This is a genomic window from Schinkia azotoformans, from assembly GCF_035811335.1.
GTDB lineage: Bacteria > Bacillota > Bacilli > Bacillales > Bacillaceae_J > Schinkia > Schinkia azotoformans.
This window is the reverse complement of record NZ_JARSMD010000017.1, coordinates 1-13580: the sequence shown is the minus strand read 5'-3', so window position 1 is coordinate 13580 and position 13580 is coordinate 1. Positions and strand designations below refer to the sequence as shown.

The 13580-nt window shown below is 32.7% G+C and carries 15 protein-coding genes; all 15 read left to right on the top strand.

Annotated elements, in window-relative coordinates:
- Positions 1-8 precede the first annotated feature (8 nt).
- The 15 genes from P9E47_RS09835 to P9E47_RS09765 all read left to right on the top strand — a co-directional run bounded on the left by P9E47_RS09835 (position 9) and on the right by P9E47_RS09765 (position 13515).
- Entirely contained in the window at positions 9-1568 is a 1560-nt protein-coding gene (locus P9E47_RS09835) for a long-chain-fatty-acid--CoA ligase (protein ID WP_003332917.1), read from the top strand.
- A gap of 13 nt (positions 1569-1581) precedes the next feature.
- Positions 1582-2730, top strand: a complete 1149-nt coding sequence (locus P9E47_RS09830) for an acyl-CoA dehydrogenase family protein (protein ID WP_326163317.1) — start codon at positions 1582-1584, stop codon at positions 2728-2730.
- Entirely contained in the window at positions 2727-3425 is a 699-nt protein-coding gene (locus P9E47_RS09825) for an alpha/beta fold hydrolase (RefSeq protein ID WP_326163316.1), read from the top strand. The genes P9E47_RS09830 and P9E47_RS09825 overlap by 4 nt, the downstream gene beginning before the upstream one ends.
- A 150-nt stretch (positions 3426-3575) precedes the next feature.
- Positions 3576-4298: an EAL domain-containing protein gene (locus P9E47_RS09820; RefSeq protein ID WP_003332920.1), complete on the top strand. Its 723-nt coding sequence runs from the start codon at positions 3576-3578 to the stop codon at positions 4296-4298.
- Between the two features lie 2547 nt (positions 4299-6845).
- The gene (locus P9E47_RS09815) at positions 6846-7061 is read left to right on the top strand and encodes a BhlA/UviB family holin-like peptide (RefSeq protein ID WP_326163315.1); all 216 of its coding nucleotides are present in this window, start codon (positions 6846-6848) and stop codon (positions 7059-7061) included.
- Positions 7062-7064: 3 nt separating this feature from the next.
- Positions 7065-7418, top strand: coding sequence for a hypothetical protein (locus tag P9E47_RS09810; RefSeq protein ID WP_326163314.1), 354 nt, complete (start codon positions 7065-7067; stop codon positions 7416-7418).
- A 15-nt stretch (positions 7419-7433) separates the two neighbouring features.
- Entirely contained in the window at positions 7434-8669 is a 1236-nt protein-coding gene (locus tag P9E47_RS09805) for a M26 family metallopeptidase (RefSeq protein ID WP_326163313.1), read from the top strand.
- Positions 8669-8944 carry a hypothetical protein gene (locus P9E47_RS09800; protein WP_326163312.1) on the top strand — a complete coding sequence of 92 codons (276 nt, stop codon included), beginning with the start codon at positions 8669-8671 and terminating at the stop codon, positions 8942-8944. Before P9E47_RS09805 ends, P9E47_RS09800 begins: the two co-directional genes overlap by 1 nt.
- A gap of 17 nt (positions 8945-8961) precedes the next feature.
- Entirely contained in the window at positions 8962-9387 is a 426-nt protein-coding gene (locus P9E47_RS09795; RefSeq protein WP_326163311.1) for a hypothetical protein, read from the top strand.
- A 31-nt stretch (positions 9388-9418) separates the two neighbouring features.
- On the top strand, positions 9419-10294 hold the full coding sequence (locus P9E47_RS09790) for an SU10 major capsid protein (RefSeq protein ID WP_326163309.1): 876 nt from the start codon (positions 9419-9421) through the stop codon (positions 10292-10294).
- A 70-nt stretch (positions 10295-10364) separates the two neighbouring features.
- The gene (locus P9E47_RS09785; protein WP_326163308.1) at positions 10365-10541 is read left to right on the top strand and encodes a helix-turn-helix domain-containing protein; all 177 of its coding nucleotides are present in this window, start codon (positions 10365-10367) and stop codon (positions 10539-10541) included.
- A gap of 236 nt (positions 10542-10777) precedes the next feature.
- Entirely contained in the window at positions 10778-11623 is an 846-nt protein-coding gene (locus P9E47_RS09780; RefSeq protein WP_326163307.1) for a hypothetical protein, read from the top strand.
- A 46-nt stretch (positions 11624-11669) separates the two neighbouring features.
- Entirely contained in the window at positions 11670-11840 is a 171-nt protein-coding gene (locus P9E47_RS09775; RefSeq protein WP_326163305.1) for a hypothetical protein, read from the top strand.
- A gap of 45 nt (positions 11841-11885) precedes the next feature.
- A complete protein-coding gene (locus P9E47_RS09770) occupies positions 11886-12920 on the top strand; it encodes a hypothetical protein (RefSeq protein WP_326163303.1) in 1035 nt (344 codons plus the stop codon).
- A gap of 298 nt (positions 12921-13218) precedes the next feature.
- Entirely contained in the window at positions 13219-13515 is a 297-nt protein-coding gene (locus P9E47_RS09765; protein ID WP_326163301.1) for a hypothetical protein, read from the top strand.
- Positions 13516-13580: the final 65 nt, after the last annotated feature.

Genomic DNA, 13580 nt, shown 5'->3' with positions numbered 1-13580 from the left:
GGATTAGGATGAGTGTAACTGTTGGTAGTTTAATAGATTGGTCGGCAGAAAATTTCCCGCAAAAACTTGCGATTATATATGAAAGAAAGAATCAACAATGGACGTATAGCGAGCTTAAAGAAAAAGTGAACAACTTAGCTGGGGCACTTCAAAATTTAGGTGTTAAGAAAGGAAATGTTGTATCGACCTTTTTATATAACACTAGTGAATTTGTTATTGCTCTTTTCGCTGCAGCAAAGCTCGGTGCTATTTTTAATCCAATAAATTATCGGTTAACGGCGCATGAGCTGCAGTACATATTAAATGATGCAGGATCAACTGTCCTTTTATATGAAGGAGTCGTCGCTGAAACGATTAGAAAAACAGCAGATTTAGGTGTAAATGTAGATCATTTCATTTTTGTCGATGACGATGCGCCATCGGGGTCACTTGATTTCTATGAACTTATTAATAAAAGTCTGGGCTTTCAACCGGTCGAGGTAAGTGAAAACGATCTATATATCATGATGTATACAAGCGGCACGACAGGCAAACCAAAAGGTGTTCTCCACAAGCATCGTGATATGGTCCATCATAATTTTCTAATGATGCAATGTCAGGGGTTCACAAAAGAGGATATCGGACTGACCATTGCTCCATTAAATCATACAGCAGAGCTTCATACATCGTTTTTACCTAGATTACAAGTAGGTGCTACGAATGTTTTGCTCCATCATTTTGACACGAAGTTAGTTCTTAAAACATTAGAGGAGGCTAAGGTTACCCATATGTTTGCAGCCCCAACGATGGTGAATATGCTGCTGAATGATGAAGATTTTGATAAGTATGATTTATCGAAGCTTCGACTTTTAGGATATGGCGGCGCATCCATGGCACCTGTCCTTATTAGGGAATTTCAAGCCAGAACAAATGCTGGGCTTGTTCAAATGTTCGGCACTACTGAAATGGGCCCTGTTATGTCGGTATTGTATAGTGATGAGCAGCTTGAAAAAGCTGGTTCAGCCGGGAAGGCTATTTTGACGCATGAAGTTCGGATTGCAAGGGTAAATCCAGATGGTCCAACACATCCTGATGATCTTTGTGGTATTGGTGAAGTTGGTGAAATTCTTGTGAAAGGCCCTTGTGTGATGGAGGGGTATTATAAACGCCCTGATGCAACGAAAGCAGCACTCGCCTATGGTTGGTATCACACAGGTGATTTAGGCTCGCTCGATGAGGAAGGGTATGTTTGGATTCGTGATCGTATTGATCACATGATAAATTCTGGTGCTGAAAATATTTATCCGAGGGAAGTAGAAGATCAGTTGCTTGAACATCCTGATGTGCTGGAAGTAGCGGTCATTGGTGAGCCTGATCCGAAATGGGGCCAAATAGTTGTCGGATATGTTGTCTTAAAAGAAGGAAGCAATCTAGAAGCGAACGACCTAGATCAGTATTTAATAGACGGGGAAAAATTGGCACCATTTAAACGTCCAAGAAAATATCGATTCATTGACATTCTTCCAAAAACGCCAAGCGGGAAGATTCAAAAGTATCTGTTAGAGGATGTAACTGACAAAGTAGTGTAGGAGGAATGAATCCATGTTATTTCAATTATCGCCAGACCACCTTGAAATTAGGGAGAGTATTCATCGACTGGCGCAAGAAAAAATTAAGCCACGTGCAAATGATATAGATGAAGCTGGAGTATATCCGATGGATATTAAAGATTTATTGGCGCAATATGGTTATCTTGGTGCCAATATCCCTGAAGAATATGGTGGGTCTGGTCTTGATCTGTTGAGTTTTTGCCTTATAGTTGAGGAAATATCCCGTGTATGTGCCTCCTCTTCCCAGGTAGTTGTCGTCCAGGAATTAGGGACATTGCCTATTTTGATTGGTGGTTCAGAGGATCTTAAAAGAAGATATCTGCCGGATATTGCATCGGGTAAGAAAATAGCAGCGTATGCCCTGACTGAACCGAATGCCGGTTCGGATGTCCAAAGCTTACAAACATTTGCGAAAAAAGATGGAAATGATTATATACTGAGCGGTCAAAAAATCTTTATCTCAAATGGCGGTGTAGCCGATTTTTATACTGTTTTTGCAAAAACGGAAAAAGGGATTACTGCATTTGTCGTAGACAGTGACACACCAGGGCTTGAAGTAGGTAAGCTGGAAAAGAAGATGGGCATTAAAGGCTCTCCTACAGCCCAATTATTTTTCGAAGACTGCCGCGTTTCTGCCGACAATATAATTGGAGAGGAAGGGCAAGGCTGGGTATTGGCAATGAAAACATTCGATAAATCAAGACCGACAGTGGGGGCTCAAGCACTGGGTATTGCCCAAGGCGCACTTGATTCAAGTTTAGCCTACATTGCTGAAAGAGAACAGTTTGGAAAGAAAATTGGTTCATTTCAAGGTGTTCAGTTTATGGTTGCGGATATGGCCACACAAATTGAGGCAGCACGGGGACTTGTTTATCAAGCAGCAGAAAAAGTCAATGAATTAGGGGTAGAAGGGAAAAATCCGGAAGTAACCAAAGCCTCGTCTATGGCCAAATTGTTTGCGTCGGATGTAGCAATGAAAGTTACCGTTGATGCTGTTCAGTTATTAGGCGGTTATGGATATACACATGAGTACTCGGTTGAAAGAATGATGCGCGATGCAAAAATCACTCAGATTTATGAAGGCACAAATCAGATTCAACGGATTATCATTGCAAAAAATATATTAGCGGGGTCAAAATGAATAATCTAAAGCTTTTATTTTTACATGGTGCAGGTGGAACTAAGAGTAAGTGGAGAAAACTAAAGGACGAACTTGACCGTACAGATATAATATATTCGATCATCGATTTACCAGGGCACGGAGAGGACCCGAATAAGGTTCCTGAAAGTATTGAAGAATTTGCAGCCCAAATAAATGAAGAAATAAATAGTAATGTCATCATAATCGGCCATTCTATGGGCGGGTTAATTGGAATTGAAATAGCTGCAAGAACTGAGAATGTGAAAGGGCTAGTTTTAATTAACAGTCATTTTCAATTGCCGGTTCACCCTAAAGTGCTGGAAAAATTGTCATCTGAAGCGCTTTTTCCTGAGTCGTTTTTTAAAGCTTCCTACGGGCAGGCAGTGGATCCTGCATTATTAGAAGAAGAAAGGAAAGAGTTATATTATAATTCCAAAGCGACAATAGTGAAAGACTTTACTAATTGTGCAAATTATAAGAATGGAAAAAGCAAAGTTAGTCAGCTAAATATTCCATTGCTTGCTATTTATGGCTCAGAGGATCTTTTAATTCCGAAAACAGCAGAAGAAGAGCTTCTTGAAGTTGCAAAAAAATTAGCAATTGAAAAAATTGACGGGGCTGGTCACTATTTGATTTTAGAAAAAAGTGAAGAATTATTTTCTAGAATACTCGCTTTTTATGAAACTTTTTCATAATTACGATGAATGATAAATTAAAAATCGACAATAGCTTGATGACAATTGTCGATTTTTTGCCTTTCTAATTAATAGAAGCAGGTCAAAAATTGTTGTATACTAGTAGTTAATAATACAGCAAGTATGTAAGAAACAGAAAGGGCAATAAATATGATTACAAATTCAGCAATATACCAATTAATCGAAAAGGATGATTTTTACCACTGTTCTCAATCATTATATTCAGCCTTAGACTGGTCGAGAATTGGTGCAGAAATATTGCTCCGTTCGAAATTGGGGGAAACAGACTTAATATTTAGCCAAGCAAAATTAGTGAATAAGTTGTATGAACTTGAAACAAAGTCAATTTTTAAAGTATTACAAACCTACCACTCTGAAGAAAACACATTAAAAGACCTCTTATTTATAAATATATTTCCATCAACGATTCTACACCACGAATTCCCGACCTTTATAAAAAAGATGTCAACTGACTTTCCTGCTAAGAGACAAAATATCGTTTTTGAAATCGTAAATACAGATTATGTAGAAGATATTTCTAGTTTGAAAGGGCGAATAAATCTTTTAAAGGAACTTGGCTATCTTATTGCGATTGATGATGTCGGTAAAGGCTGGTCAACGCTGGATTTGATTATTGAATTGGAGCCCCATTATATTAAACTTGACCGCTTTTTCTCTCGAAACCTATCCAATTCAAAGCAAAAGCAACAAATGATTAAATCATTAATCAACTATGCACATAATTCGGATATAAAAGTAGTGCTTGTTGGGATCGAACAGGAGACGGACTTGTCGATTGCAAAATATTTAGGTGTGGATATTTGCCAGGGGTTCCTGTTGGACAAGCCAAAGCCTATTTCACAAAGTGTGTAATCAAGACGAAAAAAATCCTAGGGAGGAAGCATTCCCTAGGATTTTTGTAGATAGAAAATAAAAAAGGCAACAATATCTGCCGCCTCTTTTAACATGTTTGGTATGGAGACAATCGGGATCGAACCGACGACCTCTTGCATGCCATGCAATTTTAAAGGAATTAATCGTAAAAGTAGTTGTATCAACGTGTCTTAATTAACTAAAGACCACTATCCAATAAGTTATCTGACAATTTAATAGTAAACGGTCTACTAATAAATGTCAAGGTACATGATATAGAATAAATTCTATGCCCATTTTCATGACTCAACTATCATAAATCTACAACAAACTATCCTGTCAGGACTAACCATATTCCAAAATAGATATGTGTTTAAATCAATTGTATTGTATTGATTAATCGGAATAAATTAATATATCGTTGCTAGAAGTTTAGAATGGTATTTATCAGAATAGATATACAAGGATGAAAAAATGTTAATAAAAATGAAGTGTCTTAAACCATTGACACATCAACATCATACAAAAATTTGAATCATGTTAAAGTGTCTAAAATCCAATTAAATCAATACTTTAGTGGCACTTTTAGATAATGTACCCTAAAGGAAGAATGTCATACAATAGAACTTATTTATCAGAATAGAATACAAGGGGAAACATTATATGTGAAGTAATAGAAACACCCTCCAATCCATTACTACTATTGACTTTGTGACACTTTCAGTTTTTCTGTTACTATGATAAGAGAAATAACCACCAAATGAAAAACGTCAAACTTCAACGGAGAGTAAGGATAAACCAATTTCTTGAAATCTTGTTACTATGATAGAGAAAACTTTACCATTTAAAAACATGGCTCAATCCGTTGTGGCTCTAAGCGTGAAACGTTTTTCAGTTTTCTTGTTACTTATGATAGAGGAAAGTTTTTGAAGCAGACATTCGCTCAATCCCAATAGTATCAAGCACTTTCAAGGGGTAGTGTCTATTTTTATATAATTGATAGAGAAGAAAAAACATGTAACGATTTTTAAATACCAAAAAAATCAATTATATTAAGTATTTAAAATACCATGTATCTATTTTTATATTATGGAATATAATAGAAAAAGAAATAACCACCAATAGGAAATCGTAAAAACCATTGATATTATTGAGTTTATAGTACATAGAGTCTATTTTTATATAATGGAAGAAGAGTTTAAAAACGCTGAAATCATTGATATTACTAGTTTTATAGGGTATTGAGTCTATTTTTATCTTATGGAAAGAATGAAAAATAAGATGTTATAAAATAGAAAAACGTCAAATTGATTGATACACCTGCATTTTATAGGGGTACTGTCTATTTTTATATATTGAAAGAAAAACGAATTATAAAAATTAAATAATTTAAAACACATATTTTATGAACGTGTACAAATAGAACATACCCATATTGTCAAATACCTTGATAATAAAGGGAAATATCCAATTTAGATAATCGCCTTTTAGGGAAGTAACGACCAAACGAACAACATGTTCGAAATAGAACATACTAAATATCCATTAATCTCAATGTTTACATGGATTCTTGCAGTATTGGGATAATTGTCTTTTAGGGAAGTAACGGTGAGTTTCCATTTGAGTTGCAATCAAATATTCATAAAACCATTGATAAACATGGGTATATCAACGATTTTTACAAATAGGAGATAATTGTCTTTTAAGGAACTAGATAAAACTTTACCAAATAGAACATACCCATTTTCACGAATCCCTTGATATTACTGGCTTTTCTCAATGTCCGTTAATATCCTTTTAGGGAGGTAGATCAAAAAACACTCATTTTTGACCAAAATTTGCAGAAAAAAGTGCCTTGAAGTATTGATATGACAACGTTTTGAAAGTGGATAAGTGGAAAGGGATTTTCATTTAGGAAAATAGAATGGTATTTATCAGAGTGGAATAAGGTGAAAAAATGCTCAAAAATGACCAAAATTTTCACAAAAACAGGGCTTCAACCCTTGATACAATAAGGTTTTGAAAATTGCCTATTGGAAAGGGGAAAAATTAAGACCTTTTGTGGTATTTATCAGTATAGGTATAGGGTGCAAAAACATCAAAAATAAACAATGATTGTCACAAGCCATTAATAGAAAATACAGATATATCAACTGTTTAGATACTTTCAATTTGGTGTTTATAAGGTAATATGTGGACAAATCAAATGGTATTTATCAGAGTGGATATGCAAGTAAAACGAAAATAACCACCATTAGAAAAACGCTTGAATCCATTGTGCCACAAGGAGTTTAACATTTTTTAAAAAGTTAGCATATAGGAAGAAGAATCATATTTTTCATTGGTTGCCGATTTAATCGACCACGAATGAAGGATGTATTTCCTTCTACGATACGAGAATCTTTTGTGATTTTTGTTGTATCTAAAGTCATAATTTTACTAAAGATTCTTTCATTTTAAACCTCCATTTTTTAGTTTATGAGTAGTCATTATTTGGCTACTCTATTTTATTTTTTTAACTCATATTTATGAGGGAGGTGAACAACAATGGACATAACACAAATTCCATTAGATGTATGGCTATCACAGGGAATCTTTGCGGTATTATTCGTGTGGCTCTTATTTGATACACGAAAAGAAGCCAAACAACGAGAAGATAAATTATCTGCACAAATTGATAAACAAAATGAACAAATGGGAAGAATTGTTTCATCATTGGAAAGATTAGAGAATCAAATTTCAAATTTAAAAAAGGGGGAATAATAGATGGCTGAAATTACAACAAGTGCATATCAATCTATTCGTGATTATATTCAAGCAAATTGGCAATATATTGAATTACGTGATGATTTGGGAACACCGATTTTAAGATTATCGCCAAGTGATTCAAGAGTAACATGGACACATCTTGTAGGAGATCAAACTTTAAAACTACAAATTATTGTCAAAGGTAGTGATGTAGACATTACATTACCGAAAACTTTTGCTTCAAGTCATATTTTCAATGTTGCTACAGGCGGTACAAGTTTTTCAGATGAAACATTTACAGCATTTACAATGTCAAGTGTAGATGATGAGTTGACCGTTATTCATTCAATACAAGTACCACAGGTGATTTAAGAAGGGGTTGATTAAATGCCAATTCTTATTAGCACACCGCAGGAATTAAATAATGTAAGAAATAATCTTTTAAGTGATTATGAATTAACAAATGACATTGATATGTCAGGATTCGGAAACTTTACACCAATAGGAAATTCAACAAGTAAATTCAAAGGAATATTCAATGGTAAAGGATTCAAAATTAAAAATCTTACAATTAATATATCATCTCAAAATGTTGGCTTATTCGGATATTTAGAAAATGCAACAATTTCTAATGTAGCAATTGAAAATGCTAATGTGACAAGTAACATGCAAAACTATGTTGGAATCCTTGCAGGATATACATTAGGAACAACAACGATTTCAAATTGTTACACCACAGGTGGTACAGTTAATGGTCAATATGGTGTAGGCGGTCTTGTTGGATATTTTGGTGGTACAATTGAAAACTGTTTTTCAAATGCTATTGTAACGGGAAAAGGTCGTGTCGGTGGATTAGTTGGTAATGTTATTAATCCAACCTCATACATAAAAAAATCATACTCAACAGGATTAGTTACAGTTACACCAGACCCAAATTTGTTTAATGGCGGTCTAATTGGCTCAAACGATTATCTTGCAAACGTAACTGATTCTTATTGGGATATTAATACAAGCGGTCAAACTATATCGGCTGGGGGAACAGGATTAACAACAAGTGAAATGAAAACTCAATCATCATATGTAAATTGGGATTTTGTGAATGTATGGGGAATGAATAATGATTATCCATATTTACAAGTGTTTGGAGTACCTACTGCCCCACCTAAGATTGAAACAATTACAGTTAATTCTTATAGTAATAACTTTTTCGGAAATTTAGGAAAAACTATTAAATCAACTATTAATACTAATTCACTTTTGCATGCCATTCAGAGTGATTCTAAGCGTCATATAGCAACGATTAGGAATATAGACACTTATCTATTATCAATTAATTCAAACGCTATACAGAGCCATAGAAGTGTTAGAAGTAGCACTGAAACAGTTGCAACATTTATGAATCCAATTTCTGCAAGTGTAGAACGTAAGACAAAGACGTTTAAAAATTTAATGTCGTTTGTATCGCCTATTTCGGGCGGTGTAGACGTACTTTATCCATTAGATATAAGAATGTATAAAGCAATTGTAAACGTCATAGAAAACAATTCTAGTGCTTATACAATGGATAATATGTCCACTACTAATTACATAGTAAATCCTTCATTCTCGGAGGTGATTGAATAATGTTACAAGGTGATACAGTAAGATTAAAAGTAAACTTTAAGGATTTTAATGGTCAATCAGTTAATCCTACTAATGTAAAACTTACTATCTACGACACTAACAAAACTCAAATTGAACAGTTTATTTTAGATGACACGTACAAATTAGATGTAGGTGTATTTTTTTATGATTATGTACCTGCCAATGAATTGAACGAATTTATATTCGAGTTTGTTGGCATGGTTAATAATAAACCGATTCTATCCAGAGATTCGGTAACAATTCATTTTAATTAATCTAGGAGGTTGAAAGAATGTCAGATGTAACATTCACACAGGAGCAAGTTAATGAACAAATTGCACAAGCCAAAGGACAATGGGAAACAGAATTTCTGAATCCTATCAAGACAGAATTGGAAGATGTGAAAACTAAACTTCCAAAGGATTTAACAGATGAGGAAAAAGCAATTCAAACTAAGCAACAAGAATTATTTGTCAAGGAAGTAAACTTGACACTTAAAGAAAATGGTCTTGAAAAGTTTGCAAGTGTTGTAAAAGTTTCTAATGAAGATGAATTGAAAGAGGTTGTAAAGGCACTAGGAACAATTGTAAATGACATTAAAGTTTCAACAGGTTATGTTCCAGACAATCACAAAAATCAAGATCAATATTCAAAGTTTGAAACAGAAAAAAATACAGTTGGAATGATTGGCTCTAAACTAGCCAATTTATTTAAATAATTAAAAATAACTTATAAAGGGGAAATGTTAAATGTTTAAATCAAGTAATTTTACAAATGCGGAACAAATTTCATTAGCGAAGGAAATTGCAATTATTGGAGTACAGGCAACACCACTTACATCTTTATTAATGTCTAAAGGTAACATTGAAAAGGCATTATCTACTGTTTACACTTGGAGAGAAAAAGTTCTCGACCAAACTGATGATATTAGTGCGGTTGAAGGTGAAGATACTACTGTATTCTTTGAATCTGCACGTGCAGAATTATCTAATATCCTTGAAATTTTCAAAAAGGGTGCTTCAATCACTGGTACTGCGGTTGCAATGAAATCTAGTCAATTAGCAGAAGAAGTAAATGACCGTTTACTAGAGTTGAAAATTAATATTGAAAAGAAATTAATTAACGGTATCAAGGCAGATGGAAGTGTAACTCCATTCAAACGTCAATTAAGTGGATTAATCGAATTTGCAGATTCTTCTAATGCTTTAACGGTTACAGGCGGTGCTATGACTGAACAAGGCATTAAAGATGTAATGCGTAACCTATGGAATCAAGATTTAGCGGAAGGTACATATTATGCACTTGTAAATGCGGATATCAAAGAAGATGTTGACGCTATCTATAAAGATCGTTACAACTACAATCACGTTACAACTAACTTCGGTTTACTTGTTGATTCTGTATCAACTAACTATGGAACAGTAAACTTCATTTTAAGTAAAAATGTTCCAGTTGATAAAATGGTAGTATTCAATGATTCTTATGTTGACCTTGCATATTTAAGAGAACCGCACTTTGAACCACTTGCAAAAACAGGTGATTCTGTAAAAGGTCATGTCATTGCTGAAACTACTCTTAAAGTTGGTAGCAAAAAGGCGGTTGCGGTTGTTACAGTTGGTATTTAATTAAATACATAATTGAGGGTGTCAAATTATTTGACATCCTCTTTTTAATTTAATCTAGGAGAAAACGAGGATGGATATAAGGGATGAATACTTAATCAAAAGACGAAAAAAGAAAATTTCTCAATCAGAAATTGCAAAAGTTACCGGTGTGACACAATCAATGATAAGCAGATTTGAAACAGGTGATTGTTCCATGTCAAATGAAAAAATAAAGAGATATAGAGATTATATAGATTCTAATAATTAATCAAAAGTGGAGGTGAATAAATGAAAGAACAAAGAAATTCGTCATGACCACTTCCTTTTATTTTTGTGACCGTTAATGAAAATTAGGAATCATTAACAAATATGGTCTGAGGATAAAAGGAGGATGACATTCGGCAAAATTGTCGAGTGTCGGTTATAGACGACAAATATTGTTGTCAGAGGATTTTTACAGATACATAAAAGGCAAGTGGGAGAGTTTCACTCTTTCATTAACGTATGAAACAAAATTTAAAAGAAAGATTACCACAATGGTATAAGGAAATTACGAATGAACATAAATTGATACTTACAAATGATTTAGACAGTTATTTTAGTTGTTTAATATTACGAAAATTATTTGGTTGTGATATTGCTATGTTCTATGATTTTAATTCAATCTATTTCAATGAGAAAATCAATTCAGATAAATTAATTGGGGTTGATCTAGCCATTGAAGATGAACGAATTAAAACATTTTGCAATCACGTTACAAGAATACATAAAGATGATAAAGTAAATCCTTTGTCAATCAACATAAATAATATTAACGGAATACATAGAGATAATTATTTTACTAAATATGCTGGCTCAACATTACTAATGATATTGTCATTGTTCAATAATGGGGATACATTTAAAAATCTAACACAGGAACAAATGAAAATATTGATGGGTGTGGATTCTTATTTTCTCGGTTACTATCTCAATCCAAAGTATGAAGCATATGATTCATTCAGACATTATCAGAAAGAATTAGAACTTGAATTGTTTAATGATGTGCTACAGAGCCACACACAATACGAATTATCACAATTTCAAAGAGATAAATCAATTGTTGGTAAAATTGAAACATGGGATTTGTTCACAGAGTATCCTTTGAAAACTACATTGGATTTAGAATATCTCAAAGAACAATTTCCAACATTGGAATGGGGTTATTTAGACAGTTTAATCTTTACAAAGAAATTAGATTTAAACTCCAAAAAGAATACAGGATATATCAACAGTAAAGCGGACTTATCAAGTCGGCTTTTTTCTTTTGCACTTACAAGAAAAAATGAAATGAAATATACAACAATTTGAGGGGTGTCCAATCATGGACATTCCTTTATTTCTAGGAGGAACGAACATGAAAAATTACTTTTTTTGCTACAACAAGAAATTATCAGATTTTTTAACTACAAAAGGGATTCAATTTATCACAGTGGCGAAAGAGCCAAAGTCGGGTAAACTCTTTTCACTTTACTTTATAGACACAAAGTTACAACAAGCCATAGAAGAATATAAGCAATCAAAATAATCGAATTACCCATAAATATTCTATTAAATAATCGGAGGTAATACCATGAAATTTGAAGAAATCAAAAAACTATTAGATGTTAATGTAGATTATGAAAATAACGTATACATTCCAAATGAAATATTTGAGGATTTTAAAACGATTAAGAAACAAAATGCTAAACAGGAATCTCAAAGTAATTATATTGCTTTTGCCTATTCCTATTACTATTTAATTATGTGGCTCTACAAATACACAAAGTTTAATATGGGTAAATGTATTGACCAAAAAATTATAAAAAAAATACTGGGATACAATGCAGAATATCGAGAATCAAACTTTATCATCAAGAAAAATGGTTTATTAGATCAAATGAAATACACTGAAACAGTTACAGATTATCCAATCGGATTGAATAAGGATATTTATGGTGAAGTAGAAGGTTATGAAATGTTGAGTGATTTAAAAATTAATAAAGATGATAAAGAAATAGGTCATGATACTAAAATGCTACTTGAACATTACTATGAATTAAATGGAAAGAATTATTCAGTTAAAATGCCTGTTCATGGATTCTATCGTTATCCTAATGATGAACAAATGCAACAAGATTATGATAATGGGGATGAAGATGGAGTATTTTCAGATATATCCAATACACACAATATTACTTTTGAAACTTTTATGTATTGTATGGATAATGATTCAATAGGAACAATAGGATTTTATCTATATTCTTATTTAAAGAGAATGAATGATTTACACAAAGATGGATATGATATATCACTTGAAGATATGGAAGCCGAGACAGGGATTAAAGCAAGAACATTAGATAAATATTTAGATATTTTGAAAAAATACAATATGATAAATTGTATTCACAATCAAGAATATTTCTGTTTGGCTCTATCTGAAAAGGATAGAATGGCAAATACATATCGAGTATATGATTATGATTTATTTAATGATAAGCCAGTAGCATATGAGAAGATTAAAATAATGAAAGTGTCTGAATATAAGAAAGTAAAAGAAGAAGAAAAGAAAAATGTATGGGGCAACATTGAGAGAGTAGATATATCACTTGAAGATTTACCATACTAATTACCATATATACCCATTTATTAATAAAAATTTTAACAACTGTAGGTAATTGCGGTACATATAATATACAGTGATAACGTATAGATTATAATGTTCAAATTGTTACTATTATTACTTTAATTATAATTTACATTTAACCTTTACATTTTCAATATTTACCAATCAAATTCTATATACCGCAAAAACCTACATTCGTTAAAAAATTAATCAAGTAGGTAATAAATGGTAATTTTCTATGAGGGTTGTTTATAGCAACTCTCTTTTTTATTTCTATCAAATAATCTAGGAGGAATCAGTTATGAACATATTCAAATTATTAAAAATCGAAAAACAGGTAAAAGGTGTAAGGGAATGTCTTGATGAACAAAAAGTTATTCTTGATGACATGAATGATAATATTCGTGACCTAAATAAATGTTTTGATGATATGCAACAGAATTTAAAAGACATGCAGGACAATATCAGAGAAATGCAAGAAATAAACAAAGAAATTAGAGAAACAAACAAGGAAATTAAAGATATATGTTATGAAACATTAAATGTTATTGATAGAGCCAACGTGTTTTCAATCAATGTCTATGACGCTAAATCTTAATAATTTCGCCAATATCTTTGTCAGTCATGGAAGTAATTACATAACGACAAAAGCCTAATCCCATC

Coding starts and splice junctions, on each gene's coding strand:
- P9E47_RS09835 (WP_003332917.1), top strand. CDS start 9: ATGAGTGTAACTGTTGGTAGTTTAATAGATTGGTCGGCAGAAAATTTC.
- P9E47_RS09830 (WP_326163317.1), top strand. CDS start 1,582: ATGTTATTTCAATTATCGCCAGACCACCTTGAAATTAGGGAGAGTATT.
- P9E47_RS09825 (WP_326163316.1), top strand. CDS start 2,727: ATGAATAATCTAAAGCTTTTATTTTTACATGGTGCAGGTGGAACTAAG.
- P9E47_RS09820 (WP_003332920.1), top strand. CDS start 3,576: ATGATTACAAATTCAGCAATATACCAATTAATCGAAAAGGATGATTTT.
- P9E47_RS09815 (WP_326163315.1), top strand. CDS start 6,846: ATGGACATAACACAAATTCCATTAGATGTATGGCTATCACAGGGAATC.
- P9E47_RS09810 (WP_326163314.1), top strand. CDS start 7,065: ATGGCTGAAATTACAACAAGTGCATATCAATCTATTCGTGATTATATT.
- P9E47_RS09805 (WP_326163313.1), top strand. CDS start 7,434: ATGCCAATTCTTATTAGCACACCGCAGGAATTAAATAATGTAAGAAAT.
- P9E47_RS09800 (WP_326163312.1), top strand. CDS start 8,669: ATGTTACAAGGTGATACAGTAAGATTAAAAGTAAACTTTAAGGATTTT.
- P9E47_RS09795 (WP_326163311.1), top strand. CDS start 8,962: ATGTCAGATGTAACATTCACACAGGAGCAAGTTAATGAACAAATTGCA.
- P9E47_RS09790 (WP_326163309.1), top strand. CDS start 9,419: ATGTTTAAATCAAGTAATTTTACAAATGCGGAACAAATTTCATTAGCG.
- P9E47_RS09785 (WP_326163308.1), top strand. CDS start 10,365: ATGGATATAAGGGATGAATACTTAATCAAAAGACGAAAAAAGAAAATT.
- P9E47_RS09780 (WP_326163307.1), top strand. CDS start 10,778: ATGAAACAAAATTTAAAAGAAAGATTACCACAATGGTATAAGGAAATT.
- P9E47_RS09775 (WP_326163305.1), top strand. CDS start 11,670: ATGAAAAATTACTTTTTTTGCTACAACAAGAAATTATCAGATTTTTTA.
- P9E47_RS09770 (WP_326163303.1), top strand. CDS start 11,886: ATGAAATTTGAAGAAATCAAAAAACTATTAGATGTTAATGTAGATTAT.
- P9E47_RS09765 (WP_326163301.1), top strand. CDS start 13,219: ATGAACATATTCAAATTATTAAAAATCGAAAAACAGGTAAAAGGTGTA.